The organism is Pseudoxanthomonas sp. G3, assembly GCF_057654715.1.
This window is the reverse complement of record NZ_CM172805.1, coordinates 942,352-964,838: the sequence shown is the minus strand read 5'-3', so window position 1 is coordinate 964,838 and position 22,487 is coordinate 942,352. Positions and strand designations below refer to the sequence as shown.

The 22,487-nt window shown below is 66.8% G+C and carries 35 protein-coding genes and 1 tRNA gene; 21 read left to right on the top strand and 15 right to left on the bottom strand.

Annotation, left to right across the window (positions count from 1 at the left end):
- Nucleotides 1–164: 164 nt before the first annotated feature.
- Together AC23D6_RS04410 and AC23D6_RS04405 are read right to left on the bottom strand one after the other, a co-directional pair.
- Nucleotides 165–743: a hypothetical protein gene (locus AC23D6_RS04410; RefSeq protein WP_487751612.1), complete on the bottom strand. Its 579-nt coding sequence runs from the start codon at nt 741–743 to the stop codon at nt 165–167.
- Nucleotides 744–1,070: 327 nt separating this feature from the next.
- Nucleotides 1,071–1,283 (bottom strand): helix-turn-helix domain-containing protein, encoded by a 213-nt coding sequence (locus AC23D6_RS04405; protein WP_487751611.1) that lies wholly within the window; start codon nt 1,281–1,283, stop codon nt 1,071–1,073.
- 75 nt (nt 1,284–1,358) lie between these two features.
- On the opposite strand from AC23D6_RS04405, the gene AC23D6_RS04400 reads away from it, so the two are divergent.
- The 21 genes from AC23D6_RS04400 (at nt 1,359) to AC23D6_RS04300 (ending at nt 11,497) form a co-directional block, all read left to right on the top strand.
- Nucleotides 1,359–1,814: a helix-turn-helix domain-containing protein gene (locus AC23D6_RS04400; protein ID WP_487751610.1), complete on the top strand. Its 456-nt coding sequence runs from the start codon at nt 1,359–1,361 to the stop codon at nt 1,812–1,814.
- Nucleotides 1,815–1,832: 18 nt separating this feature from the next.
- On the top strand, nt 1,833–2,189 hold the full coding sequence (locus tag AC23D6_RS04395) for a hypothetical protein (protein ID WP_487751609.1): 357 nt from the start codon (nt 1,833–1,835) through the stop codon (nt 2,187–2,189).
- A 239-nt stretch (nt 2,190–2,428) separates the two neighbouring features.
- Nucleotides 2,429–2,647: a hypothetical protein gene (locus tag AC23D6_RS04390; protein ID WP_487751608.1), complete on the top strand. Its 219-nt coding sequence runs from the start codon at nt 2,429–2,431 to the stop codon at nt 2,645–2,647.
- Nucleotides 2,647–2,847, top strand: a complete 201-nt coding sequence (locus AC23D6_RS04385) for a hypothetical protein (protein ID WP_487751607.1) — start codon at nt 2,647–2,649, stop codon at nt 2,845–2,847. The genes AC23D6_RS04390 and AC23D6_RS04385 overlap by 1 nt, the downstream gene beginning before the upstream one ends.
- Nucleotides 2,844–3,158 carry a hypothetical protein gene (locus AC23D6_RS04380; RefSeq protein WP_487751606.1) on the top strand — a complete coding sequence of 105 codons (315 nt, stop codon included), beginning with the start codon at nt 2,844–2,846 and terminating at the stop codon, nt 3,156–3,158. The genes AC23D6_RS04385 and AC23D6_RS04380 overlap by 4 nt, the downstream gene beginning before the upstream one ends.
- Nucleotides 3,155–3,424, top strand: coding sequence for a hypothetical protein (locus tag AC23D6_RS04375; protein ID WP_487751605.1), 270 nt, complete (start codon nt 3,155–3,157; stop codon nt 3,422–3,424). The genes AC23D6_RS04380 and AC23D6_RS04375 overlap by 4 nt, the downstream gene beginning before the upstream one ends.
- 79 nt (nt 3,425–3,503) lie before the next feature.
- A complete protein-coding gene (locus tag AC23D6_RS04370) occupies nt 3,504–3,698 on the top strand; it encodes a hypothetical protein (protein ID WP_487751604.1) in 195 nt (64 codons plus the stop codon).
- The gene (locus tag AC23D6_RS04365) at nt 3,695–3,823 is read left to right on the top strand and encodes a hypothetical protein (protein ID WP_487751603.1); all 129 of its coding nucleotides are present in this window, start codon (nt 3,695–3,697) and stop codon (nt 3,821–3,823) included. Before AC23D6_RS04370 ends, AC23D6_RS04365 begins: the two co-directional genes overlap by 4 nt.
- Nucleotides 3,820–3,990 (top strand): hypothetical protein, encoded by a 171-nt coding sequence (locus AC23D6_RS04360; protein WP_487751602.1) that lies wholly within the window; start codon nt 3,820–3,822, stop codon nt 3,988–3,990. The genes AC23D6_RS04365 and AC23D6_RS04360 overlap by 4 nt, the downstream gene beginning before the upstream one ends.
- Nucleotide 3,991: 1 nt before the next feature.
- Nucleotides 3,992–4,282, top strand: coding sequence for a hypothetical protein (locus tag AC23D6_RS04355; protein ID WP_487751601.1), 291 nt, complete (start codon nt 3,992–3,994; stop codon nt 4,280–4,282).
- Nucleotides 4,272–4,568, top strand: coding sequence for a hypothetical protein (locus AC23D6_RS04350; RefSeq protein ID WP_487751600.1), 297 nt, complete (start codon nt 4,272–4,274; stop codon nt 4,566–4,568). The genes AC23D6_RS04355 and AC23D6_RS04350 overlap by 11 nt, the downstream gene beginning before the upstream one ends.
- Nucleotides 4,565–4,780 carry a hypothetical protein gene (locus AC23D6_RS04345; RefSeq protein ID WP_487751599.1) on the top strand — a complete coding sequence of 72 codons (216 nt, stop codon included), beginning with the start codon at nt 4,565–4,567 and terminating at the stop codon, nt 4,778–4,780. The genes AC23D6_RS04350 and AC23D6_RS04345 overlap by 4 nt, the downstream gene beginning before the upstream one ends.
- Nucleotides 4,777–4,968 (top strand): hypothetical protein, encoded by a 192-nt coding sequence (locus AC23D6_RS04340; protein WP_487751598.1) that lies wholly within the window; start codon nt 4,777–4,779, stop codon nt 4,966–4,968. Before AC23D6_RS04345 ends, AC23D6_RS04340 begins: the two co-directional genes overlap by 4 nt.
- Nucleotides 4,953–5,180 (top strand): hypothetical protein, encoded by a 228-nt coding sequence (locus AC23D6_RS04335; protein WP_487751597.1) that lies wholly within the window; start codon nt 4,953–4,955, stop codon nt 5,178–5,180. Before AC23D6_RS04340 ends, AC23D6_RS04335 begins: the two co-directional genes overlap by 16 nt.
- A gap of 12 nt (nt 5,181–5,192) precedes the next feature.
- Complete coding sequence (locus AC23D6_RS04330; protein ID WP_487751596.1) at nt 5,193–7,217, top strand: ParB/RepB/Spo0J family partition protein; 2,025 nt, start codon at nt 5,193–5,195, stop codon at nt 7,215–7,217.
- Nucleotides 7,214–8,068, top strand: a complete 855-nt coding sequence (locus AC23D6_RS04325) for a ParB/RepB/Spo0J family partition protein (RefSeq protein ID WP_487751595.1) — start codon at nt 7,214–7,216, stop codon at nt 8,066–8,068. Before AC23D6_RS04330 ends, AC23D6_RS04325 begins: the two co-directional genes overlap by 4 nt.
- Nucleotides 8,065–8,361: a hypothetical protein gene (locus AC23D6_RS04320; protein ID WP_487751594.1), complete on the top strand. Its 297-nt coding sequence runs from the start codon at nt 8,065–8,067 to the stop codon at nt 8,359–8,361. The genes AC23D6_RS04325 and AC23D6_RS04320 overlap by 4 nt, the downstream gene beginning before the upstream one ends.
- Complete coding sequence (locus tag AC23D6_RS04315; RefSeq protein WP_487751593.1) at nt 8,358–9,110, top strand: ASCH domain-containing protein; 753 nt, start codon at nt 8,358–8,360, stop codon at nt 9,108–9,110. Before AC23D6_RS04320 ends, AC23D6_RS04315 begins: the two co-directional genes overlap by 4 nt.
- Nucleotides 9,107–10,135 (top strand): phage Gp37/Gp68 family protein, encoded by a 1,029-nt coding sequence (locus AC23D6_RS04310; protein ID WP_487751592.1) that lies wholly within the window; start codon nt 9,107–9,109, stop codon nt 10,133–10,135. The genes AC23D6_RS04315 and AC23D6_RS04310 overlap by 4 nt, the downstream gene beginning before the upstream one ends.
- Nucleotides 10,132–10,341, top strand: a complete 210-nt coding sequence (locus tag AC23D6_RS04305; protein ID WP_487751591.1) for a hypothetical protein — start codon at nt 10,132–10,134, stop codon at nt 10,339–10,341. Before AC23D6_RS04310 ends, AC23D6_RS04305 begins: the two co-directional genes overlap by 4 nt.
- Before the next feature lie 4 nt (nt 10,342–10,345).
- Nucleotides 10,346–11,497, top strand: a complete 1,152-nt coding sequence (locus AC23D6_RS04300) for a site-specific integrase (RefSeq protein ID WP_487751590.1) — start codon at nt 10,346–10,348, stop codon at nt 11,495–11,497.
- On the opposite strand, the gene AC23D6_RS04295 is transcribed toward AC23D6_RS04300, so the two are convergent.
- From AC23D6_RS04295 to AC23D6_RS04235, 13 genes are all read right to left on the bottom strand, one after another.
- Complete coding sequence (locus tag AC23D6_RS04295; RefSeq protein WP_487751589.1) at nt 11,494–12,021, bottom strand: hypothetical protein; 528 nt, start codon at nt 12,019–12,021, stop codon at nt 11,494–11,496. The genes AC23D6_RS04300 and AC23D6_RS04295 overlap by 4 nt on opposite strands.
- A gap of 111 nt (nt 12,022–12,132) precedes the next feature.
- A tRNA-Lys gene (locus tag AC23D6_RS04290) sits at nt 12,133–12,208 on the bottom strand.
- A gap of 73 nt (nt 12,209–12,281) precedes the next feature.
- Entirely contained in the window at nt 12,282–12,947 is a 666-nt protein-coding gene (gene queC, locus AC23D6_RS04285; protein ID WP_487751588.1) for a 7-cyano-7-deazaguanine synthase QueC, read from the bottom strand.
- Between the two features lie 150 nt (nt 12,948–13,097).
- Nucleotides 13,098–13,781, bottom strand: coding sequence for a 7-carboxy-7-deazaguanine synthase QueE (queE, locus tag AC23D6_RS04280; protein ID WP_487751587.1), 684 nt, complete (start codon nt 13,779–13,781; stop codon nt 13,098–13,100).
- A 52-nt stretch (nt 13,782–13,833) separates the two neighbouring features.
- Nucleotides 13,834–14,640, bottom strand: coding sequence for a tol-pal system protein YbgF (gene ybgF / locus AC23D6_RS04275; protein ID WP_487751586.1), 807 nt, complete (start codon nt 14,638–14,640; stop codon nt 13,834–13,836).
- A 33-nt stretch (nt 14,641–14,673) separates the two neighbouring features.
- Nucleotides 14,674–15,189: a peptidoglycan-associated lipoprotein Pal gene (gene pal / locus AC23D6_RS04270; protein ID WP_487751585.1), complete on the bottom strand. Its 516-nt coding sequence runs from the start codon at nt 15,187–15,189 to the stop codon at nt 14,674–14,676.
- 58 nt (nt 15,190–15,247) lie between these two features.
- Nucleotides 15,248–16,567 (bottom strand): Tol-Pal system beta propeller repeat protein TolB, encoded by a 1,320-nt coding sequence (gene tolB / locus AC23D6_RS04265; protein ID WP_487752567.1) that lies wholly within the window; start codon nt 16,565–16,567, stop codon nt 15,248–15,250.
- Between the two features lie 103 nt (nt 16,568–16,670).
- Nucleotides 16,671–17,666: a cell envelope integrity protein TolA gene (tolA, locus tag AC23D6_RS04260; RefSeq protein WP_487751584.1), complete on the bottom strand. Its 996-nt coding sequence runs from the start codon at nt 17,664–17,666 to the stop codon at nt 16,671–16,673.
- Nucleotides 17,656–18,099 carry an ExbD/TolR family protein gene (locus AC23D6_RS04255; protein ID WP_093295958.1) on the bottom strand — a complete coding sequence of 148 codons (444 nt, stop codon included), beginning with the start codon at nt 18,097–18,099 and terminating at the stop codon, nt 17,656–17,658. Before AC23D6_RS04255 ends, tolA begins: the two co-directional genes overlap by 11 nt.
- A gap of 12 nt (nt 18,100–18,111) precedes the next feature.
- Nucleotides 18,112–18,885 (bottom strand): protein TolQ, encoded by a 774-nt coding sequence (gene tolQ, locus AC23D6_RS04250; protein ID WP_093487632.1) that lies wholly within the window; start codon nt 18,883–18,885, stop codon nt 18,112–18,114.
- A gap of 38 nt (nt 18,886–18,923) precedes the next feature.
- The gene (gene ybgC / locus AC23D6_RS04245; protein WP_487751583.1) at nt 18,924–19,361 is read right to left on the bottom strand and encodes a tol-pal system-associated acyl-CoA thioesterase; all 438 of its coding nucleotides are present in this window, start codon (nt 19,359–19,361) and stop codon (nt 18,924–18,926) included.
- A gap of 67 nt (nt 19,362–19,428) precedes the next feature.
- A complete protein-coding gene (gene ruvB / locus AC23D6_RS04240; RefSeq protein ID WP_487751582.1) occupies nt 19,429–20,469 on the bottom strand; it encodes a Holliday junction branch migration DNA helicase RuvB in 1,041 nt (346 codons plus the stop codon).
- A 90-nt stretch (nt 20,470–20,559) separates the two neighbouring features.
- A complete protein-coding gene (locus AC23D6_RS04235) occupies nt 20,560–22,476 on the bottom strand; it encodes a potassium transporter Kup (protein ID WP_487751581.1) in 1,917 nt (638 codons plus the stop codon).
- Between the last annotated feature and the right edge of the window lie 11 nt (nt 22,477–22,487).

The window sequence follows — 22,487 nt, the reverse complement described above, 5'->3', positions numbered from 1 at the left end:
TTCGAGACCAATGCGGTCGTACTCTGCGATGGCTTCGGCCTTCGTCATGGGCTCGACGTTCCCGCACAGCACCGACCACGCTGCTAGCCATGCCGGCTCGGTGCGCCGTGCATTCGGAAGGCCCGGCATGAGCGGGCTGTAGTGATTCCCCCTGAGCATGCGGATCAGGTCTCCCCTTCCCCGTACACGTTCCGATCGACGTCGGCCTCGAGCGCCAACACAGCAGCGATCAGATCCCTGCCCTCGCGTTTGATGCGCGGCACGTGCTGTCGGTCTTCCGGCCCCAGCGTGCCGTTGGCCAGCGCGGGCCCGAGGGCCTCCATCAGCTGACCGTACTCCTGGCATAGGCCCACCACGCTGGCGACGGAGAGGCCCTCGCCCGTCGGCATGCGCACAGACAGCATGCCGCGGCGCAGTGCGAGCGCACGCTCGCAGTCATCTCGATACGGCTGCGGGAGTGCGCACAGCCACGCGTCTTCCAGGTCGGCGGGCAACGCCTTCACCGTGCCGTCCAGGTAGCGCCCGAGGATCTGACCGTTGTGCTTCTTGTCGTCCTCGATCTTGCCGCCCCGTGTGATACGGAAAGGCTGGGCGCGATCGTCTTCGGCGTACATAGCCAGGTAGCGTTCGGCTACCTCCATCGCGAAAGACCGGCGATTGCTCCCGGTCTCGCGCAGCATCTTCTCGGTGTGCGCGTAGATGATCTTCTGGCGCGGTGGCAGGAACTGAGGCGCGGGCTTCATGCGCGACCTCGCGCACTGCCAGCAGACTGCACGCCATGTCGAACCTTCTGCCCTTCCCTATCCGGCTTGCCTTCACCGCGTTGCGTGCATTCCATGCGCGCTCGGGGCGCGGACACGTCGTTGCAGTCTTCTTTGGGCCCGTACCGCTCCCAAGCGAACCTGCCGATCAGCGCCAATGCGACCAGCGCAAACGCCAGCCACAGGAAGAGGCCCGTGGGGGTGACTGACTCCAACGGACAATCACCACGCAGGCGTCGCGAGGCGGACTTGCTCAGTTGCATGTCCAGGATTTCCCGGTCGGTTGCGCTGCGTCGACTGCGCGTCATGTCAGTGAGCCCCCGCCACATCATTCGCGGTGGCGCTGAGCGGAAATTTGTCGGCCATGTGCAGGTGCAGCCAGATCCGCCTGGTCTCGGGGAGGGGCTTGTCCTCCTCCCACTGGGCGACGGCTGCGCGCGATACGTTGAACAGCCGGGCCAGTGCGGCGTCGTTCTCCAGGCCCAGCTGCTCACGGACGAACTTCTTGGTGAGCTGGCTCATGGGCTGTGGAGGCTAAGCCGTCTTAGCCTTAGTGTCAAGCCGTCTTGGCAGCTGGCCCGCTAAGCTGTCTTTACTATGACCAAGCCCACAATCGGCAGCCGCCTCCGCGAAGCGATGGAAGCTCAAGGCCTGATCCAGGCCGAGGTCGCCCGTCGCGCCGGGACGTCGCCGGAAACAGTTGGCAACTACATGAACGATCGGGTGCTGCCTGATCACGTCAAGGCCGCTCAGCTGTTCTCCATTGCGAATGCCGTCGGCCTAACTGGTCACGAACTCCTGACGGGCAACCCTGAGGCTGCGGGATCGGCGTCTTTGCGGCTTGCCGAACCACGGTCGACGTATGAGTCTCAGCCCGTGCAACTGGACGAATGGAAAGTCGCGTTCCAGCTGGTGGCTGAGGTCCTGGACGATCGCGGACTACAGCTGCCACCCGCGAAGAGAGCCGAAGTGACGCTGCTAGCTCACGATCTGCTAATCGAGGGAATGCAACGGGCGAAAGTGCTGCGATTCGTCCAAGCAGCCGCGGCCTAGCCGCAAGGGGAAATCGGGATGTCTAGGGAGAAGGTCAGCCGCCTCCGGCAGCTGCTCGCCGAAGCTGTGCCTCAAACGCCAGCGCCTGCCACTGAAGAAGTTGACGCTTGGCGACGCTATCAGTCATTCGCCGAGAACGATCCGCTGCCCGACCTCGACACCTCCACCCGCGCGCGACAAGTGCGCAACATCAATCGGATCGCGGTGTGGTACGCGTGGACACGCGAGGTCCAGCGATTCCTCGATATCCACGAAGCCTCCAGCATCAGCGCGCTGTCAGATCACCAGGTGAGCCGGCTCCACGAATACTTCGTCTCGCTTGAGTCCTGCGTCCACAACGGTTGCGACCCTCCAGACATGCCGCCCGCGTACTAACGGGGTGCAGGCCCGCCGATGGCGGGCTTTTTTCTGCCCAGCCCAAGGCTGCTTGCCCAAAATGCTAAGGCCTCTTGACTTCCAAAGCTAAGCCGTCTTATCGTGCGCCCGCCGGCTACCTAGCCGGTGGGCGACCGGCGGGTCGCCACCCTGCCGGACCCCCCTTCCGGTTGCCGTAGGCCCCTCCCCAGGCCGTAGGCGCTGACCCGCCGGCGCCCTCCTTTCATCCGGAGGCCGCCATGTTCGACGCACGCCACACGCACGACGACCAGCCCGACCAGGCGCTGGCCGCCCTCCCCCATGTCGCCACCCGCTGCCTGAGGGCCTGCAGCAGCAGCGACCACACTCACGCCGAACAGCTGCGCGCCGGGCATAACCGCCGCCACGCGCCGCGCCTGCACGTAGCCAGCGAGCGCGCCGAGATCCGTGCGCGCGAGATGGGCGAGGAGGCACGCTGATGGCTGCGTTCGTGATCGAGCTGGGCGCGGTGCGCCGCGCCCATGAGCAGCTGGTTCGCGCAGGCCGCCCGGACATGCGCCGCGAGGCCACGCGCCTGGTCATCTCCGAGAACCAGCACGGCCGCAACGGCTACATCGTGGCCAGCCACGTGCAGCTTCTCTGCATGCAGCGTGCGCACGCGCCGGGCGGTGCCGCATGACCGCGCCCGTGGATGTGCTGGCGGTCATTGAGGAGGCGCGCTCACTCGCTGTGGACCAGCGGGACATGAACGACGACAACAACAACAAGCCTATGGCCGACAGTTGGGAATCGTTCCGCGCTGACGTTGTTGCAGCCCGCGCCGCCATCGCCGAGCTGATCGCGTCGACGCAGGCTCTGCTCGAACGCAACTCGCAATGGGACGACGACGAAGAGCCCGAAACCAGCGAGGCCGCGGCGTCGAGAAACGAGCATGTGCGGATGCACAAGCGGGTGAAAGCCGCCCTCGCCCGCGTCGGGGGTGCGTCGTGACTGCCCTGGACATCGCCGGAATTCTGGAGCGCGCCGGCGCTGACAGCGATGCGCCTGCGGGCTCGCAGGCCTGGGCCTTGGCGCAGGCCTCCGCCGCCATCGCCGAGTTGATCAATGCCGATCACGAATACGACGAAGCAATGCGCGAGGCGCACACGCGCAATGAGTTCTCCCTGCGCGCACAGCAGTCATCCATGAACCGGCTGGTCGCGGCTCGCGCCCGCCGCCATAAGGCGCTGCGCAACCTGCAGGCGGTGCGCTCGTGACCGCCGCCACCTTCGCTTGCATGGTTCTGGTGTTCACCGTGCTCGGCCTTGAAGCCCACCTCACCAGGAAGCCGCGCGCATGAACGAGCAGCAGAGCTTCGACCGCCGCCGCGACGTCGGCAATGCGCCGCTCCCGCGTTTCCTGCACCTCGACGACCATTCCGCGTGCGACCACACGCCGTGCTCGGCGTGCATCGGCACACGAATCGTCAAGGGCAACCGCGACATCGAGCCCAGCAGCATCTGGGCTTACGCGCCGGTAGGTGTCGCATGACGCCCGCCATTCTGTCGATTGCCCTGGTCGCCCTGCAGGTGCTGCTGGTGTCGCTGATTGCCACGCGCTACGAGCGCGAGCTGGCCGAGGAAGAAGCCAAGCGTCGCAAGGAGTGGCCGGCATGAAGCGCAGCCCCGGAACGCTCGGCGCCTTGGAGAGCATCCAGGCGACCACGCCCGACTTCACGCCGCCCACGCCGATGCGTCTGCGCGCGGCCGGCGCCATCGGCTGGGTCCTGCTGGCCTTCCTGATCTTCCTCACCTTGGCCGCCGCCGGCGGCCGCTGGAGCTGACATGCCCGAGTTGCAGCCCAAGATGCGCGACGCGCTGCTCGCCGCCATCGCCACCCCTTCGCACACCCTGCAGCGCGCCTGCGGCGGCTACGTAGCGCTAGGCACGTCGACCGTGCGCCACAGCGGTCCTAAGCTGTTCCAGGCTTTCACTAGGCGAACGGTGAACCGCCTGCTGGACGCGGGCCTGGTCACGTTCGACGAGCCCGAGTTCCCAACCCGCATCACGCTGACTGAGGCGGGCGTGCGCAGCGCGCAAGAGCTCGCGCGGGGAGGCGACCGCCATGGCCTGTGACACCTGCGGCGAGACTGGCAAACGCCTGGTCGACCTTCGCGACATCTACCAGACAGATCAGGTCAAGCAGGTCTGCCTCGACTGCGAAAAGGTCATCAACAAGCAGCTATGGAACGCCCAGCTCGTCGCCGGGAATATCCAGCGCAGCCTGATGAAGCGCTTCCTTAACTACCTCCGCTGGAGCAAGCGTTCCCAGGCGCAAATCTGCGTGCAGCCTGGCTGCACGCAGACCGACGGCGCCCCGTGCGCCTACCCGATGTGCCCGCAGCGGAGCGCCCAAGGATGATCCTGCCGCCCCGCAGCCGCCAGAAGCAGGCCGAGAGCGATGCCATCGCGCGCGATACCGCGCGCTTCCTCGCGCAGCGTGGCAATCGCATCGAGGTCCTCCCGGCATTCGGCGCGCCACTGCGCTCGCCGATCAAGACGATGCGCCAAGTGCAGGACGAACTCGGCGAGCGCGCCAAGCGACGACGCAAGGCCCGCGACGAAGAGGAATGACCACCGCTGCACCGCCCAGGCGCCTGGGCAAGCAATTGAGGCGCGCCAACCGGCTGCTGCGCGAAACCGAACGCGTACTGCACGACCTACCCGACCACCTCTGCCCTCGCCTGCTGCTGGAACGCATCCAGCTGCACCTGGCGCAGGACAACCCACCGCCAGGAGAAAGCCAATGCCCAAAGAACTGATCGGATCCGCCGCCCTCGGCGCCCTCGCCAATGCCGCCGAAGGCAAGGGCCTGCCCATCGACGCCGCCAACTTCGAACGCCTGGAGAAGCAGTGGCGCGCAGACGAGCAATACATCGAACTCCTCGAAACCAGGCTCGCCGACCAGGGAAAGCCCATCCCGCCGCGTCCGCTGCCGCAGCACGCCGTCACGCCGACCGATCGGCGCCACTGAGGACACGCCACCATGACCCAGATCCAATCCATCCCGCTGTCCCAGCTGCGCCTGTCATCCAAGAACAGCCGCAAGCACCGCTCCAAGACCTCCATCGCTGCGCTCGCCGAGTCGCTGCGCGTCAATGGCCAGCTGCAGAACCTGGTCGTCACCGGGCCCACCGAGGACGGCATGTACGACGTCGACGCCGGCGGCTCGCGGTTTCTCGCGTTCGAACTGCGCGCCACCGGTGGCGAGATCCCGGGGGACCATCCGGTCGACTGCAAGGTCATCGCCCCCGAAGCCGCGCGCGAGGCGAGTCTGGCGGAAAACACGCTGCGCGAGGCCATGCACCCGGCCGACCAGTTTCGTGCCTTCCGCGCCCTGGTCGACGAAGGCAAGTCTGCCGAGGAAGTGGCGGCGCATTTCAGCATAGCGCCGAGCGTAGTGGTCGGCCGCCTTAAGCTTGCCAACGTTGCACCGGATCTGTTCGAGATCTACGAGAAGGGCGACATGGTGCTGGAGCAGCTCCAGGCGCTTGCCCTCACCGACGACCACGATGCCCAGCGTCGTGCTTGGTTCGGCGTGAAGGGTGCGAAGGTGGAGCACGATTGGCAACGACGTGCTCCCGAGATTCGCAAGCGCATCACCGCCAAGGAGATCGGGCCCGACAACAAGCTTGTCGGATTCGTCGGTGCCGAAGCGTACGAGGCTGCCGGCGGCGCTGTGCGACGCGACATGTTCAGCGAGGCCGTCTACTTCAGCGACCCCAAACTTCTGGAGAGGCTCGCCACCGAGAAGATGGCCCGCCTGAGCGCGGCAGAGCTGGAGGCGGGTTGGTCGTGGTGCGAGACGCACCTCTCGCTCGACTACAGTGCGCAGAGCCGCTATGGCCACGGCTTCTCTCCGACCCGCGGAACTTTCAGCAAGACCGAAGCGCGCCGCCTCGCCGAAGTTGAGGATAGGCTGAGCGTGATCGACAAGGCGATCGACAACATGGAAGTCGAGGCCGGATCGGAGTTCGACGCCCTCGACGCCGAGCGCGATCGCTTGGAGGAGGAGCGCGACTCCCTACATAGGAACAGCGCTCAGTGGAGCAAGGAGGCGAAGGAGAAGAGCGGCGTGCTGATCTACATCGATCAGTACAGCGGCCTGCAGATCGAGCGCGGTCGCCTCAAGCCTGGTCAGCGCATCACCCAGGACAAGAAGGTGACGGGAGGCAAGGATGGCACGCCAAAGAAGCCGGAACTCAGTAGCGACATGGTCGAACGGCTGGAAATGCACCGCGCGGCAAGCATCCGCTACGCCGTGGCCACCGCCCCGGCCCGAGCGCTGCAGCTGCTGCTCTGCCACCTGACCGCGCGGTTGCTCACGAAAACCAGCGCCGAGAGCGTCGTCGCGATCGACCCCACAAACGCGCATCAGGAAGCGCGGGGCCTGATCGACTCGAAGTACAAGGACGTCGGCGAAGCCGGCGGCCGCAAGGCCTTAGAGAAGATCATCGCCGCCTGGTCCGAAGCCGGGCTCCCTTCCAAGGCCGGCGACCTGCCCGCGTGGGTGGCCAAGCTGACCCAAGAGCGGCAGATTGACCTGCTTGCGGTGTTGGTCGCGATGAGCATCCCCACCCTGCGAGGGGGCAAGGGAGCCGCCTTGGCCGACCAATTCGGCGTCGACATGCGCGCCTGGTGGACGGCCACTCCCGACCGCTTCACCGCGATCGTGCCCAAGGCCATGCTTGCGCTCGCCGTCGGTGAAGTCGAGGGCAAACCGGCAGCGGAGAAGATCCTCCTGCAAAACAAGACCGGCGCGACCGCGGACGCCACGCGGATCCTGGAGAAGTCCGGCTGGCTGCCGAAACCGCTGCGTGGCCAGGCCTACACGAAGGCCGAGCCGCTCGCGACCACTGCGCAAGCGGCAGCGCCGGCTTCAGCGAAGCCGGCAACCGCCAAGGCTCCGGCCAAGAAGCCTGCAGCCAAGAAGGCCACCCCCAAAGCCGCTACCAAGAAGCCCGCGAAGAAGGCGGTGCCGAAGAAGGCAGCGAAGGTCGGCAAGAAATGACCCAGACCGTCGCCATCACCGACGTGCGGCCGGCCGCCAAACAGCCGCGTACGTTCTTCCACGAGCCAGCGCTGAAGGCTCTGGCCACGTCGCTAAAGAAGGTGGGCCAGCGCCAGCCGATCACGGTGCGTAGGCGCCGGGCCGGCGCGAGCCCACCCTACGAGATCGTCGACGGCGAGCGTCGCTGGCGCGCATGCCAGCTCGCCGGCATCACGACGATCCGCATCGACGTGGACACCAAAGACCTGAGCCGCCGTGTCGACCAGCACCGCGCCTCACTGGTGTCGAACTTCCTTCGGGAGGGACACACGCACATGGAGATCTCCGAGGCCGTCCGTTACCAGGTGGACGCTGCCGTCGAAGCAGGCGAGTCGCATGGCCAGGCGGTGATCTCGCTTGCCGAGGACATGGGCAAGTCAGACACGTGGGTGTACCAGTATCTCAACCTGCAGAAGTTGGATCCCGACCTGCAGGCCCGCATGCATCCGAAGACGCCCGACGAGCAGCGTCTGCGCTTCTCCGAGGCGTGGGTGCTGTCGAACCTGCCCGAGGGCAGGCAACGCGAGATCTACCGCAAGCTGCTCAAGGTCCCGCTATCTCAGCGCCTGCAACTGGCGCGCAGCCTGGCGCAGGCAGCCACGTCCGAGCCGCGCGCCGACCGCCGTTCCCTGGTCAAGCGCAGCACCGCGCTGTTCGTTCCACGACTCACCGCCGACATCGAGCACGTACTCGATTTCAAGCAGAGCGACTTCCGCGCCGCACTTGCCGCACTGCCCTCGGACCAGCTGAAGGCCTTCCGCGGATCCATCGCGCTACTGCTCAGTGCCGTCGACCGGGCGATGCAGCCATGAAGGTCGCTGACATCAAGAAGTGCGCGAAGTGCGGCAAGGGCGTCGCCGCTGCGGGCCCCGTGTTCTACACCGCCACCATCCAGCAGCACTGCCTGGATCCGCGCGGCATCCAGCGCACGCACGGACTCGAGCAATTCTTCGGCGGCGGCAACGCCGGAGCCGCCCTAGCACGCGCGATGGGTGATGACCCTGACATCAGCCAGCCGGTGGGAGAGCCCGTCTCGGTGTGGGTGTGCATGACCTGCGCAATCGAACCGGCGATGCTCGTGCAATTTATTCCGGAGGCACCATGAGCGAGCGCCGCTGCCGCATCTGTGGCTGCACGCAGTTCAACGCCTGCCCAAGCGGCTGCTGGTGGGTTGCCAACGACCTGTGCAGCAGTTGCCAGGCTGAAAGGCCAATCTTGTTCAGCGGCGCCATGGTGCGAGCCGTGTTGACCGGAACAAAGACTCAAACGCGGCGCCTTGTGAAGGTCCCAGCCGCATTCGAGTTCTGCGGTGGCCCCGGCGATGATCCAACCAACCCTGCGCACTGGGGCGCGGAGGACGCTGACGGCATGTGGTGGGCGCTCGCCGACGGCACCGACGCTGATCGCGTGCTGTCGTGCCCTCACGGCATGCCAGGCGATCGACTGTGGGTTCGCGAGGCGTGGATGGATCTGCAAGGGACGGGGATCGAGCACACGGATCCCGTGACGTCGCGGCGGATGCGTTATGCGTACGGCGCGGATAGCCCGGCGGGGAGTGCTAGCGATGAGGCCCGAAAGGACTACGGACTCAAGTGGCGCCCCAGCATCCATATGCCGCGCGCCGCCTGCAGGCTGCGGCTGGACATTACCGAGGTTCGCATCGAGCGGTTGCGCTCGATAACCCGGGAAGACGCGACGGCCGAGGGCGCCATCAGTTGGTCGATGGAATGTCCATCCCGTGTCGGTGCCGGCCCCATTGCCGCGTTCCGCGCTCTCTGGGGATCGATCCACGGCTCCGCCAGTTGGGAGGCGAACCCTTGGGTGTGGGCAGTCAGCTTTAAGAGGGCGCAATGATGGCCACAGAGACCGTCATCGAGTGGTGCGACTCGACGTTCAACCCTTGGATCGGGTGCACCAAGGTGGCACCCGCGTGCGATCACTGCTATGCCGAGCGCGACACACGTCGATTTGGCCGCGTGAATTGGGGCGCAGGCCAGCCCCGCGTGCGGACCTCCGAGAGCAACTGGAAGAAGGTCGAGACTTGGAATGCCGGGCACGCCGAGTTCGAAGCAGTCCACGGCCGACGTCGGCGCGTGTTCTGCGCAAGCATGGCCGACGTGTTTGACAACGAGGTAGATTCGCAGTGGCGCGCTGACCTGTTCGCGCTGATCGCACGCACGCCCAACCTGGACTGGCTGCTGCTGACCAAGCGAATCGGCAATGTGGTGTCGATGGTGCCCGGCGCGTGGCGGCCGCTGTACCCGCGCAACGTGTGGGTTGGCGCGACCGTGGCCAACCAGGCGGAGGTCGACCGAGACGTGCCAAAGTTGCTGGCGCTGCCGGCGCGCGTGCGGTTCCTGAGCATGGAGCCGCTGCTGGGGCCGGTGGACGTTCGCAGATTTATGTGGCCGGTGCATCCGCGGTGGCCATCGCGCTATCAATCGCCTGAGGACGCCATCGCTGCAGGCGCCGAGGTGACATACCACCGCCAGGCCCTGCTCGGCGCGCACGTGCCGCTGGTGGACTGGGTCATCGTCGGCGGCGAGAGCGGCAAGAGCGCACGCCCCATGCACCCCGACTGGGTCCGTGCACTGCGCAACCAGTGCGCTGCCGCAGGTGTGCCGTTTCTGTTCAAGCAGTGGGGCGAGTGGGCGCCCGCCGACCGCTTGACCTGCGCGACGCCCGCTGCGGGCTTCATCCATCCAAGCCTTCCCGAACTGCCGCACCCTCCGGAGCGCAGGCCTCTCGGGGTTGGCTACGGTCCCAACGAACTTGCCGAGATGGGGTGCGCATTCGTCGCCAGGGTCGGCAAGAAAGCCGCCGGCCGCCTGCTGGACGGCGTCGAGCACAACGGGTTCCCGGAGGTAGTCGGCGCGTGATCGGCCCCATCGTCGAGTTCGCCGACCTGCAGCAGCTCAGCGGCATGAAACGCCGGGCTGACGTGGAGCGCTGGGCCGAGGAGGCCGGCGTGCCCGTGAAGCCCTGCAGGGGCGGCGTCTGGACCACGCTCGATGCACTGAACCGAGCACTAGGCGTGTCGCCCGCCAACGAGGATGCGGGGCACTACGGCCCCGAGGTAGTCTGACGCCATGGCTCTCCGCGGACGCGCCCGCAAGCACAACCCATCTATCCCGGCCCACATCGACCAGGCCGCGCTGCCTGCGGGCGTGTATTGGGACCCGAGCGGCCGCGGCCGCTGGTACGTCTTCGTGCGCAAGGAAGGCCGGCCCGCGCGGGAAACGATTGCCGGCCCCACGGCCAAACTCTCCGAGCTGCATCACCTGGTCGAGGAGCGAGACGGGGGCCCTAAGCATGGCACCGTCACTTGGGTGCTGGCGAGCTTCGAAGACAGCGCTCGGTTCAAGGAACTGGCGCCAGGGACGCAGCGCAACTACCGCCAGGCGCGCGCAGTCGTGGAGCAATTCCCGACCGCGATCGGCCTGAAGTTCGGCGCGCTGGTCGCGGCTCGGCTCACCCAGACGAACGTGCAACGCCTGCACGAGAAGATCGTCAAGCAGGGTCATCCGACGAAGGCCAACCAGGTTCTGCGCTACTTGCGCCGGGTGTTCAAGTGGGCCGGCCCGCACTTGGGCCTCACGCACAACCCAGCCAAGGGCATCGAGCAGGCCCGCGAACGCAAGCGCCGCCGTTTGCCGTCGCCCGAGGTCTACGCCGCAGTCGTCGGCTACGCGCGCGATCGCGGCGCCTTGGTCGCCCACACTAAGGGCTCGCAGCCGCCCTACCTCTGGATGGTCGCCGAGCTGAGCTACCTTTGCCGGCTACGCGGCATCGAGACCGTCACCTTGGTCGAGGCCCAAGGCGAAGCCGACGGCATCCGGACCGATCGCCGCAAGGGCAGCCGGAACAACGTCGTGGAATGGACTCCGCGCCTGCGCGCCGCGTGGGACGCCGCGCTGGCCCACCGCTCCGCCGTCATCGAGCGCCGGCGGCAACCCCTGCAGTTGCGCCCGGAGGCCCGCTATCTGTTTCTGTCCGAGGACGGCGAACCGCTCACCAAGGATGGCCTGGACAGCGCTTGGCAACGCCTGATTAAGGCCGCGATGCGCGACGGCGTGATCACCGACGAACAGCGCTTCAGCCTGCACGACCTCAAGCGCAAGGGCGGCACCGACACCGCCGGCAACGTTGCGGACAAGCAGACGGCGCTGGGCGTGAGCCCGGCCATGATGAAGGTTTACGATCTCAGTGTCCCGCGTGTGAAGCCTTCCGACGCTACCTAAAGGCTGGCATCTGGACCGTATCGCTCGTGCATTTCGCGAACCATCGCCGCCCTCTCACGCTCAACGAATTCGGGCGTCACACCGAGGGTATGCCATACCTGCTCGTAAAGAGGGGTCACCTGCTCATCCGCCCGCTGGAACAGGTCGATCATGTCGACCAGCATCGACAACATGTGCCGCTTCCCGCCGTGGTGCATCAGCTCGGCCGCGTGCTCTCGGAAAAAGGCATGCGCGAGGTAATTTCGACTTGCTAGCGCATCGTCCAGCAACTTGTCCAAGTCGGACGATACGGACATAAGCAAACGCGTGGCCTTCAATAGCCGACCCAGTGTCTTCGCCTCCAGACCCAAGAAGGTCTCGTCGAACACTGCCCGGCTGATTGCCGGGTCCTTTGCAAGGCGCAGTCCTGCTGCCAGGTTGATCAGGCTTGCCTCCAACAAATTTGCCCCATAGAGCGCGAGCCCGGCAAAGGCATAGATTTCCTTCGGATCGTCGTAGTCGGGTGTCGGGATAGCGGCCGGCATGGGCGCACGTTATCGCGCCCCGCCCTCGCGTGAAACCTCGGTCCGCCGCTGCTTTTTACGGAGGACTTTTACGGAGGGCTCGCCGCGACGCGCGTAAGTCTTTGAAGTGCGTGGTGGGCCGTGAAGGATTCGAACCTTCGACCAAAAGATTAAAAGTCTTCTGCTCTACCGACTGAGCTAACGGCCCGGAAACGCATCCCGGCGTTGCACCGGGACGCGCATTCTAGCGCATCGCCCGCGAGGGACGAAATCCGCCCGGTTCACACGTAATGCGTGGGGTCCGGCACGCCCGCGTCGGCGAAGCCCGCGGCGCGCAGGCGGCAGGCATCGCAGTGCCCGCAGGCGCGACCGTCCGCGTCGGCACGGTAGCAGGACACGGTCTGCGAGAAGTCCACGCCCAGGCGCAGGCCTTCGCGCACGATGTCGGCCTTGCTCAAGCGCAGCAACGGCGCATGGATGCGCAGCCCCGCACCTTCCACGCCCGCCTTGGTGGCGAGGTTGGCGAGATTCTCGAAGGCCTCGATGAACTCCGGACGGCAATCCGGGTAGCCGGAGTAGTCCACCGCATTCACGCCGCAGAAGATGTCGTTCGCGCCCAGCACCTCGGCCCAGCCCAGTGCGACTGAAAGCATGATGGTGTTGCGCGCCGGCACGTAGGTGACGGGAATGCCGGGGCCACCGGCCTCCGGCACATCGATGTCGTCGGTCAGCGCCGAGCCGCCGATGCTGCGCAGGTCGACGTGCACGGTCTTGTGGGCGACGGCGCCCAGCGACTGGGCCACGCGCGCGGCCGCATCGAGTTCGGAGGTATGCCGCTGGCCGTAGCGCACGCTGAGCGCATGCACGGCGAAGCCCTGCTCGCGGGCGATCGCAACGACGGCGGCGGAGTCCATGCCACCGGAAAGGAGGACGACGGCGTTTTTCATGTACGGGATTCGAGGGTGGGGATTCGGGATTGGCAACAGCGGAACTGGATGTGCTTGAACGTTGCGGCGACCGGTCGCTCGGTGGGTGCTCGTGGAAAGCGTATTCTGCCGCTTCACGACTCCCGAATCCCGAATGCCCGATCCCCGCCCTTAACGCCCCGGCTCGTCGTTCCACAGCAGCTTGTGCAGCTGCATTTGGAAACGCACGGGCAGGCGGTCGGCGACGATCCAGTCGGCGAGATCGCGCGGATCGAGTTCGCTCTTGCTCGGCGAGAACAACACATCGCAGCGCTCGGCCAGGCCGTGTTCGGCCAGCATGCCGCGCGCCCATTCGTAGTCCTCGCGTCCGCACAGCACGAACTTCACCTGGTCGCGCGCGGTCAGCAGCGGAAGGTTCTCCAGCCGGTTGCGCGCCATTTCCTTCGAACCGGGCGTCTTCAGATCGACCACGCGCGACACGCGCGGATCCACGCCGGCGATGTCGATCGCGCCCGAGGTCTCCAGCGACACGTCGTAGCCGGCGTCGCAGAGTTTCTGCAGCAGCAACAGGCAGCGCTTCTGCGACAGCGGCTCGCCGCCCGTCACGCAGACATGGCGCACGCCCTGGCGCGCGACTTCGGCCAGGATGTCGTCGATCTCCCACCACTGCCCGCCATGGAAGGCATAGGCCGTGTCGCAGTACTGGCAGCGCAACGGGCAGCCGGTCAGGCGCACGAACACGGTCGGCCAGCCGACCGCGTTCGCCTCTCCCTGCAGGGACAGGAAGATTTCGGTGATCTTGAGGCGTTCCAGCGGGGACTGGACGATCTCGCTCGGGCGGGCGGCGTCGTTCATGGGGTGCGCATGATACGCCCCCGTGAGCGCGGGGTCGCCCGATGCCGCGGGCTCAGCGCAGGCGGCCGAGCTGGATGGCGCGCAGGCGGTCGTCGGCGGTGCGGGCGACGTCGGTGCCCGGGTATTTGGCCATGACCTCGCCCAAGGTGCGCTCGGCTTCGGGCAGCTTGCCCAGGCCGTAGTCGCACAGACCCAGCTTCAGCAATGCGCCCGGGGCCTTGTCGTGGGTCGGGTACTGCGCGAGAAGCGCGCGGAACTGGTCCGCGGCCAGCGCGTAATTCTGGGTGACGTAATAGCTCTCGCCCAGCCAGTACAGGGAGTTGGGCGCATAGACACCGGACGGATAGAGCTGCAGGAAACTGGTGAACAGCTGCGCGGCATCGGCGTAGTCGCCGGCCTTGAGCTTGTCGAATGCCACGTTGTAGGCAGTGCGCTCGTCGCCGGTCGCCGACATCGCGCCCATGTCGCCATGCACGCTGGGCGGCCGTTCGGCCGTGGCGGCAGCCGGGGCCGGCGCGCTGGCCGGCTTGGTCGTCGGGGCACCACTGAGCGGCGGAGTGATGGCGGGCGCAGGCGCCGCCGGTACCGTACCGCCTTCGAGGCGGTTCAGGCGACCGTCCAGGTCCAGGTACTGGTCGCGGTTGCGCTGCTTGAGCTGTTCGTTCTCGTTCTGCAGCTGTTCCAGTTGGGCACGCAGCTCGCGCAGTTCGGTTTCCTGCTGCGTGACCTTGTTGAGCAGGTCGAGGTTCTGCTGGGGATTGTTGGCCTTCGCTTCCAGCGCCGCGACGCGGTCGGCCAGGCTCACGCGCTGGGCGTGGGCGGGTGCGGCGGCCACGAGGGCCGCCGCGAGAACCAGCATGTACGTCTTCGCGATCATCGTGGCGACGACGGCTTACTTCGCCGTGTACACGATCTCGACGCGACGGTTCTGCGACCAGGACGCCTCGTCCGACCCGGTGGCCACCGGGCGCTCTTCGCCGTAGCTCACCACGGTCAGCTGGCTGGCCGAACCGCCGGCGGCCTGCAGGGCCGAATTCACGGCATTGCCGCGGCGCTCGCCCAGGCCCAGGTTGTACTCGCGGCTGCCGCGCTCGTCGGCGTGCCCTTCCAGCGAGATACGCGCGGACGGACGATCGCGCAGATACTTGGCGTGGCAGCCCATGATGGCCTGGAACTCCGGCTTCAGGGCGTCCTGGTCGAGGTCGAAGTACACCACGCGCTGGCGCAGGCAGGCGTCGGTGTCGAGGTCGCCCGGGCCGTACACGCCCGAGGTGGTCGGGGTGGTCGGCGTGGTCGGCGTCGTGGTGGTGGTATCGGCCGGCGCTTCCGGCTTGACGGCCTTCTTGCAGCCAGCCAGCACGGCGACGGACATCAGGGACAGCATCAGAACACGGGTGGTGTTGTTCATGGTCATTCCTTGCGTCGTTGGAACGGGGGGTCAGGGATTTAACATTGTAGACAAAAACTTAACGGGCGGTGCGATACGGCGACCATGCCGGCTCGCGCACATCCGCATTCGCCACGACCAGACGCTGGCGTACGCGCGCATCGGCCGAAACCGCATACAGCACGCCACGTCCACCCTCGCGTGCGGCATACAGGACCATGCTCGCGTTCGGGGCGAAGCTCGGCGACTCGTCCAGCGAGCCCGGCGATAGCGACGACCAGCGCGCGCCGCCCAGGCTGCTGTCCATCAGGGAGATGCGGTAGTTGTTGCCTGAGCCCTGCACCACGGCGATCTTCTTGCCGTCGTAGGAGACGCTGGCGGTGGCGTTGTAGGTGCCTTCGAAGGTTACCCGGCTGGCACTGCCGCCGGCGGCCGACACACGGTAGATCTGCGGGCGGCCACCCCGGTCGGAGGTGAAGTAGATCGTGCCACCGTCCGCGCTCCAGACCGGCTCGGTGTCGATGGCGGACGTATTGGTCAGCTGGCGCAGCGAACGGCTGCCCAGGTCCATGACATAGATCTCGGGATTGCCGCTGCGCGACAGGGTGAGCGCCAGCTGGCGACCATCCGGCGAGAACGCCGGCGCGCCGTTGATGCCTCGGAAGCTGGCCACCTTCTCGCGGGCGCCGGTGGAGATGTCCTGAATGTAGATCGCCGAGTTGCCGCCTTCGAAGCTGACGTAGGCCAGCCGGCGGCCGTCCGGGCTCCACGAGGGCGACAGCAGCGGCTCGGCCGAACGCACCACGGTCTGCGGGTTGTAGCCGTCCGAATCGGCCACCATCAGCGCATAGCGCGTCGCCCTGCCGGTACCGGCGGCGGTGACGTAGGCGATGCGGGTCCAGAACGCGCCACGCACGCCCAGGATCTTCTCGTAGATGGCGTCCGCCATTTGGTGGGCCACGTCGCGCATGGCGTTGGCCCGGGCCGTCATTGCCAGGCCGAGCATGCGCTCCTGCTTGGCCACGTCGAACAGCTCGTACTCCACCCGGTAGCTGCCTTCGCCGGCATCGACCACGCGGCCGACCACGATGTAGTCCTGGCGCAGGGCGCGCCAGGTCGGGTACTGGATTTCGCCGCCGCGCGTGGGGCGCTCGGTGACGCTGGCTTGCGGCAGCGTGCGGAACGCACCGGAGCGCTCCAAGTCCGCACGCACCACGTCGGCGACATCGGTGGGCGGCGCAGTGGCCGAACCCTGATACGGCATCGGCACCACGGTGATCGGCAACGCCGAGGCGTTGCCGCCGATGATGTCGATCTCCAGACCCTGCTGCTGGGCGGAGGCCAGCGCGGGAAGGAGCGTGAAGAGAAGGAGGGCGAACCAGCGCAGCGATTTCATCATGGGCACGGCGACTCTGCGGTTGGGCGGGGCGGGAAAGGGATACCAGCCCCCGCGTGAACGTTTTAACAATTGTGAACGAGGGGCGCGGAAACGCCGCGTGAAGTCAGCGGTCCCGCGCCTCGAAGTTCAGCGTCAGGGTGCGGGCGAACACCGCTTCATAGCCGCGATAAGGCAGCGGCTGTGCCTTCAGCACCGCGCGCTCCACCGAATCCTGGCCGGCGGCGTCCATCGCGCAGCCCGGCTGGACTTCCGCACTGACCACCTCACCACCTGGCAGTTGGCGGATCACGACCTTGCAGCGGGTCCCCACCGGCACCGATTCGGGTCGGGTCCATTGACGCAGGACCGCCTCCTGGATCGCGGCGGCATACCGGCCCCGCAGGTCCTCGTCCGTGCCGCCATTCCCAGCCGGGGCGGCCGGCTGGCTGTACTGCGATTGGTTCGCGGAGGACGCGGCCTGACGGGCGCGCGCATCGGCTAACTGGCGCAGCTTCTGTTCGGCCAACTGCGCTTCACGCGCGGCCTGCGCGCGCTGACGGCGGATGTCTTCGATCTTCTTCAGCCGGTCCTCTTCCTGCTGTGCGGCCAGGCGGCGTTGCTGCTCGGCCTGCTCCTGGCGCTTGCGTTCGGTCAGGTCGATCTGTTCCTGCCGGCGCTTGGCTTCCTGCTCCTGCCGCGCCTTTTCCTGCGAGATCGCGTCGAGGCGCGCCTCATCCTGGTCCGTGGTATCGGGAACGGGAATGCGCTCCTGCGCGTCGATCTGGCGTTCGACCGGCGCATCCTGCGGCGCCGGTTCCGGAATCGGTTGCGGCGGCGGCACCGTGTCCTCGGGCGCCGGCTCTTCCACGGGCTCGGGCATCGGCGCGGGGGTGAAATCCAGTGCGCGTTCGACGGCACGCTGGTCGGCGGCGGAGGCCTCCAGCGTGGCCTCCATCGTCGGCGCACCGGCCGCATTGAGGCGATCTCGATCCCAGGTGAGCAGCGGCGAGACGATCAGCAGCACGGCTAGCAACAGGTGCAGGCCGATCGCCCAGGCGACCGCCCTGCCCAGCCCTTCGTCGCGTTGGGCCGGATGGCGCGGGGCGACGTCAGCGTGCATTGCCACCCGCGTTGGTCATCAGGCTGACATTGCTGACCTTGGCGCGACGGAGCACGTCCATCGCATCCAGCACCTTCTGGTAGGGCGCCGAACCTTCGGCAGCCACCATGATGCGCAGCTCGTTGCCCTGCTCGCCCCGGATCGCGGCGACCTTGGCCTCCAGGCCGGCAGCGTCCAGTACCTCCGGCTGCTTGGCTTCCGGCAACTTCAGGCCGAAGCGGCCGTCCGGATAGGCGATGACGATGATGGGTTCGTTGCGCGTCTCGACCGCCTTCGCGTTCGAGGACGGCAGCTTGACGTCGACGCTGAGCGTCAGCAGCGGCGCGGTGACCATGAAGATGATCAGCAGCACGAGCATCACGTCGATGTACGGCACGACGTTGATCTCGGACTTCAGCTTGCGACGCTTGCGGTGGAAGATGCTTCCGGCCATGGGGCGCTCCGCTTACTCGCCCGAGCTCTGGCGCTGCAGGATAGAGCTGAACTCTTCGGCAAAGCTCTCGTAGCGCACCGACAGGCGTTCGACCCGCGTAGTGAAGCGGTTGTAGGCCCACACCGCCGGGATGGCCACGAACAGGCCGATCGCGGTGGCGAACAACGCCTCCGAAATGCCGGGCGCAACCGCCGCGATGCCGGCCTGTTCGCCGCTGTTGAGCATGTCGTGCATCGTGACCATGATGCCGAACACGGTACCCACCAGGCCGACGTACGGCGCGGTGGAACCGATGTTGGCCAGCAATTCCAGGTTGCGTTCCAGCTGGTCGACCTCGCGCGTATAGGTCACGCGCATCGCACGCTGCGCGCCTTCCAGCTGGGCGCGCCCGTCCAGCCCACGCTTGTCGCGCAGGCGGGTGAACTCGCGGAAGCCCGCTTCGAAGATCGCCTCCAGGCCGGTGACCACACGATTGCGGTCGGCGGCACCGGCGTAAAGCTTGTGCAGTTCGGCGCCGGACCAGAACCGGCCCTCGAACTCGTCCGCATCGCGGTTGGCGGTCTTGAACACCCGCGCCTTGCGGAAAATGATGATCCAGCTGATCAGCGAACCGGCTAGCAACAGCAGCACGATCAGCTTGACCGGCAGGCTGGCCTTGAGCATCAAGTCGATGTAGTTGATCCCGCTGTGCACGGTCTCGGCGGTCGCCTGGGCGGCGGCGGCGGCGGTTTCCGGCGGCAGCGCCTCCACCACGGTGTCCTGGAAGGCCAGCAGCGTTGCGATCATCCGTCGTTCCTCGATTCTCGGTGTGTCTTGCGTGTCGGTTAAAGCGGGCGGCCCGGGGTCTCGAGCCGGCGGAACTCTTCGTACAACGTCTCGGGCAGCGCAACGGGTCTGAACCCGGACGCGCTCAGCGCCGCGACCTTGACCTCGGCGGTGAGCAGCAACTCCCCGTCGCGTTCGATCGTCTGGGCGAACACCACGCTGGCCCGCTTGCACTGGTGGATGCGCGCGGTCACCTGCAGCAGGTCGTCCAGCCGCGCGGGGCGCAGGAAATCCAGACGCATCGCACGGACGGCGAACACCAGGTCGTGGGTCTGGCGCAGTTGTTCCTGATGGTGTCCGCGGGCCCGCAACCATTCGGTACGGGTGCGTTCCAGGAAGGCGACATACTGCGCGTGGTAGACCACGCCACCGGCGTCGGTATCTTCCCAATAGACGCGTGTCGGAAAGATGAACGGGGCCGCATCCGCGGCGATCATCGGGGAATCCGTCGTCAAAACATGCGCTCCCGCACGGAACCGTGCATACCAACCTGCGACCAGTGGATCAGAAGAGTTCGCCGCTCGCTTCGCCCGCGTCCGGCACGCGCCCCTTCGGCGTGAGGCCCAGGTGCAGGTAGGCCTTGCGCGTGGCCATGCGGCCGCGCGCGGTACGGATCAGGAACCCCTGCTGGATCAGATACGGCTCAATGACGTCCTCCAGGGTGCCGCGCTCCTCGCTGAGCGCCGCGGCCAGCGATTCCACGCCAACCGGGCCGCCGTCGAAGCTGTCGATGATCGTGCGCAGCATGCGGCGGTCGAGTTCGTCGAAGCCTTCCGGATCCACCTTCAGCATCTGCATCGCGGCGCGCGCCACGTCGGTGTCGATATGGCCGTTGGCCTTCACCTGCGCGTAGTCGCGCACGCGGCGCAACAGGCGATTGGCGATGCGCGGCGTGCCGCGCGCGCGCCGCGCGATCTCCGCGGCACCTTCGGGCTCGCAATCCATGCCGAGGATGCGCGCCGAACGCTGCACGATGCGGGTCAGCTCCTCAGGCGTGTAGAACTCCAGCCGCTGCACGATGCCGAACCGGTCGCGCAGCGGGGCCGTCAGCAGGCCGGCGCGCGTCGTGGCGCCGATCAGGGTGAACGGCGGCAGGTCGAGTTTGATCGAACGCGCCGCAGGCCCTTCGCCGATCATGATGTCGATCTGGAAGTCTTCCATCGCCGGATACAGCACTTCCTCCACCACGGGCGAAAGGCGGTGGATCTCGTCGACGAACAGCACGTCGTGCGGCTGCAGGTTGGTCAGCAGCGCGGCCAGGTCGCCCGCCTTCTCGATCACCGGGCCCGACGTGACCCGCAGGTTCACGCCCAGTTCGTTGGCGATCACGTGGCTGAGCGTGGTCTTGCCCAGGCCGGGCGGGCCGAAGATCAGCACATGGTCGAGCGCCTCGCCACGCCCCTTCGCCGCCTGGATGTAGATGTCCAGCTGCTCGCGCACCGGCTTCTGGCCGAGGTACTCGTCCAGCCGCTTCGGCCGGATGCTGGCCTCGATGGCGTCGTCTTCGCGAGTGGCGGAGGAATCGATGATGCGGTCGGCGGTCATGCGCCTATGGTAGAGCAGGAGTGAGCGGAGAAGAGCGAGAAGCCGCGATGGCCACGCCCGCCCTCGCTTCTCGTTCCTCTCCACTCACTCCTAGATTTCCACCTGCGCGCCCAGTTCGACCAGGCGGTTGCCCGGAATGCGGAAGAAGCCCGTCGCCGGCGCGGCGTTGCGGTGCATGGCGGCGAACAGCTTGTCGCGCCAGACCGGCATGCCGCCCTGGCGGCTCGCCACCACGGTTTCGCGGCTGGCGAAGTACGTGGTTTCCATCGGGTCGAAGTAAACGCCGCCCTGGTCGCAGGAGCTCATCAGCGCCTGCGGCACATCCGGCGTCTCGGCGAAGCCGTAGCTGATCACCACGCGGTAGAAATCATCGCCGATCGGCTCAATCTTCAGCCGCTTCTTCTTCGGCGCGTACGGGACCGTCAGCGTTTCCACGGTCAGGAACACGTTGCGCTCATGCAGCACCTTGTTGTGCTTCAGGTTGTGCAGCAGCGCGTGCGGCACCACGCCCTTGTCGGCGGTCAGGAAGATCGCCGTGCCCGGCACGCGCACCGGCGGGGCCAGCATCAGGCCCGGCAGGAAGGTATCCAGGCGGATGCCTTCCTTCTGCACTTCGCCATGCAGCAACTCGCGGCCGCGGCGCCAGGTGCGCATCATGGTGAAGGCGGTGATGCCGATGAACAGCGGCACCCAGGCGCCGATGCCGGTGACCAGCTTGGCACCGTTGGCGAACAGGAACGCCAGGTCGATCACCAGGAACACGCCGCACAGCGGCAGCACCCAGTGGCGCGAATCCGGCCAGCGCGTGTACGCGACGATCGCCAGCAGCAGGGTGTCGATCAGCATCGTGCCGGTGACCGACAGACCGTACGCGGTGGCCAGCGCACCGGAGCTCTGGAAGCTCAGCACCAGCACGATCACCGCCAGGTACAGCATCATGTTGATCGACGGCACGTAGATCTGGCCGATCGTGTCCTTCGAGGTGTACTTGATGTGCAGGCGCGGCAGATAGCCCAGTTGGATCGCCTGGCGGGTCACCGAGAACGCGCCGGTGATGACGGCTTGCGAGGCCACCGCCGCGGCGGTCGTCGCCAGCACCAGCATCGGGATCTGCGCCCAGCCGGGAATCGACATGTAGAAGGGATTGGCGACCGCTTCCGGGTGCTTCAGCAGCACGGCACCTTGGCCGTAATAGTTCAGCACCAGCGCCGGCAGCACGAAGCCGAACCAGCCCCAGCGGATCGGTTGCTTGCCGAAGTGGCCCATGTCGGCATACAGCGCTTCGCCACCGGTCACCGTCAGCACCACCGCGCCCAGGATCAGCACGGCGTGCCAGTCGTGGGTGACGAAGAAGTGCCAGGCCCAATACGGGTTGAGCGCCGCCAGCACCGACGGGTTGTGGGCGATGTTGTAGGCGCCGAAACCGGCCAGCACGATGAACCAGACGATCATCACCGGCCCGAAGGCCTTGCCGACCTTGGCCGTGCCGAAGCGCTGGAACGCGAACAGGCCGGTCAGGATCACCAGGCTGATCGGCACGACCCATTGCTTGAACACGGGCGAGACCACTTCAAGGCCTTCGACGGCGCCAAGCACGGTGATGGGCGGCGTGATCATGCCGTCGCCGAAGAACAGCGCCGCGCCGAAGATGCCGAGGATGCCCACCGTGTAGCTCAGCCGCGAGCCCTTGGCCAGGCTGCGCTGCGCCAGCGCGGTCAGCGCCATGATGCCGCCCTCGCCATCGTTGTCGGCGCGCATGATGACGATGACGTACTTCAGCGTCACCACCAGCAGCAGCGACCAGAATCCCAGCGACAGCAGCCCGCGCACCGTGTCCGGATCCGGCGTCAGGCCGAAGTGCGGATGGAACATTTCCTTGATGGTGTACAGCGGGCTGGTGCCGATGTCGCCGAAGACCACGCCGACGGCACCGGCCACCAGGGCGAGCTTGCCGGCCTGCGAATGGCCGTGCTGTCCGGCGTCGTGGGAATGTGGGGGGGTGGACATGGCGGCCGGCA

Bases quoted from the DNA above. Each gene is read 5' to 3' on its own strand.
- AC23D6_RS04410 (WP_487751612.1), bottom strand. From the start codon at position 743: ATGAAGCCCGCGCCTCAGTTCCTGCCACCGCGCCAGAAGATCATCTAC.
- AC23D6_RS04405 (WP_487751611.1), bottom strand. From the start codon at position 1,283: ATGAGCCAGCTCACCAAGAAGTTCGTCCGTGAGCAGCTGGGCCTGGAG.
- AC23D6_RS04400 (WP_487751610.1), top strand. From the start codon at position 1,359: ATGACCAAGCCCACAATCGGCAGCCGCCTCCGCGAAGCGATGGAAGCT.
- AC23D6_RS04395 (WP_487751609.1), top strand. From the start codon at position 1,833: ATGTCTAGGGAGAAGGTCAGCCGCCTCCGGCAGCTGCTCGCCGAAGCT.
- AC23D6_RS04390 (WP_487751608.1), top strand. From the start codon at position 2,429: ATGTTCGACGCACGCCACACGCACGACGACCAGCCCGACCAGGCGCTG.
- AC23D6_RS04385 (WP_487751607.1), top strand. From the start codon at position 2,647: ATGGCTGCGTTCGTGATCGAGCTGGGCGCGGTGCGCCGCGCCCATGAG.
- AC23D6_RS04380 (WP_487751606.1), top strand. From the start codon at position 2,844: ATGACCGCGCCCGTGGATGTGCTGGCGGTCATTGAGGAGGCGCGCTCA.
- AC23D6_RS04370 (WP_487751604.1), top strand. From the start codon at position 3,504: ATGAACGAGCAGCAGAGCTTCGACCGCCGCCGCGACGTCGGCAATGCG.
- AC23D6_RS04365 (WP_487751603.1), top strand. From the start codon at position 3,695: ATGACGCCCGCCATTCTGTCGATTGCCCTGGTCGCCCTGCAGGTGCTG.
- AC23D6_RS04360 (WP_487751602.1), top strand. From the start codon at position 3,820: ATGAAGCGCAGCCCCGGAACGCTCGGCGCCTTGGAGAGCATCCAGGCG.
- AC23D6_RS04355 (WP_487751601.1), top strand. From the start codon at position 3,992: ATGCCCGAGTTGCAGCCCAAGATGCGCGACGCGCTGCTCGCCGCCATC.
- AC23D6_RS04350 (WP_487751600.1), top strand. From the start codon at position 4,272: ATGGCCTGTGACACCTGCGGCGAGACTGGCAAACGCCTGGTCGACCTT.
- AC23D6_RS04345 (WP_487751599.1), top strand. From the start codon at position 4,565: ATGATCCTGCCGCCCCGCAGCCGCCAGAAGCAGGCCGAGAGCGATGCC.
- AC23D6_RS04340 (WP_487751598.1), top strand. From the start codon at position 4,777: ATGACCACCGCTGCACCGCCCAGGCGCCTGGGCAAGCAATTGAGGCGC.
- AC23D6_RS04335 (WP_487751597.1), top strand. From the start codon at position 4,953: ATGCCCAAAGAACTGATCGGATCCGCCGCCCTCGGCGCCCTCGCCAAT.
- AC23D6_RS04330 (WP_487751596.1), top strand. From the start codon at position 5,193: ATGACCCAGATCCAATCCATCCCGCTGTCCCAGCTGCGCCTGTCATCC.
- AC23D6_RS04325 (WP_487751595.1), top strand. From the start codon at position 7,214: ATGACCCAGACCGTCGCCATCACCGACGTGCGGCCGGCCGCCAAACAG.
- AC23D6_RS04320 (WP_487751594.1), top strand. From the start codon at position 8,065: ATGAAGGTCGCTGACATCAAGAAGTGCGCGAAGTGCGGCAAGGGCGTC.
- AC23D6_RS04315 (WP_487751593.1), top strand. From the start codon at position 8,358: ATGAGCGAGCGCCGCTGCCGCATCTGTGGCTGCACGCAGTTCAACGCC.
- AC23D6_RS04310 (WP_487751592.1), top strand. From the start codon at position 9,107: ATGATGGCCACAGAGACCGTCATCGAGTGGTGCGACTCGACGTTCAAC.
- AC23D6_RS04300 (WP_487751590.1), top strand. From the start codon at position 10,346: ATGGCTCTCCGCGGACGCGCCCGCAAGCACAACCCATCTATCCCGGCC.
- AC23D6_RS04295 (WP_487751589.1), bottom strand. From the start codon at position 12,021: ATGCCGGCCGCTATCCCGACACCCGACTACGACGATCCGAAGGAAATC.
- queC (WP_487751588.1), bottom strand. From the start codon at position 12,947: ATGAAAAACGCCGTCGTCCTCCTTTCCGGTGGCATGGACTCCGCCGCC.
- queE (WP_487751587.1), bottom strand. From the start codon at position 13,781: ATGAACGACGCCGCCCGCCCGAGCGAGATCGTCCAGTCCCCGCTGGAA.
- ybgF (WP_487751586.1), bottom strand. From the start codon at position 14,640: ATGCTGGTTCTCGCGGCGGCCCTCGTGGCCGCCGCACCCGCCCACGCC.
- pal (WP_487751585.1), bottom strand. From the start codon at position 15,189: ATGAACAACACCACCCGTGTTCTGATGCTGTCCCTGATGTCCGTCGCC.
- tolB (WP_487752567.1), bottom strand. From the start codon at position 16,567: ATGATGAAATCGCTGCGCTGGTTCGCCCTCCTTCTCTTCACGCTCCTT.
- tolA (WP_487751584.1), bottom strand. From the start codon at position 17,666: ATGCACGCTGACGTCGCCCCGCGCCATCCGGCCCAACGCGACGAAGGG.
- AC23D6_RS04255 (WP_093295958.1), bottom strand. From the start codon at position 18,099: ATGGCCGGAAGCATCTTCCACCGCAAGCGTCGCAAGCTGAAGTCCGAG.
- tolQ (WP_093487632.1), bottom strand. From the start codon at position 18,885: ATGATCGCAACGCTGCTGGCCTTCCAGGACACCGTGGTGGAGGCGCTG.
- ybgC (WP_487751583.1), bottom strand. From the start codon at position 19,361: ATGATCGCCGCGGATGCGGCCCCGTTCATCTTTCCGACACGCGTCTAT.
- ruvB (WP_487751582.1), bottom strand. From the start codon at position 20,469: ATGACCGCCGACCGCATCATCGATTCCTCCGCCACTCGCGAAGACGAC.
- AC23D6_RS04235 (WP_487751581.1), bottom strand. From the start codon at position 22,476: ATGTCCACCCCCCCACATTCCCACGACGCCGGACAGCACGGCCATTCG.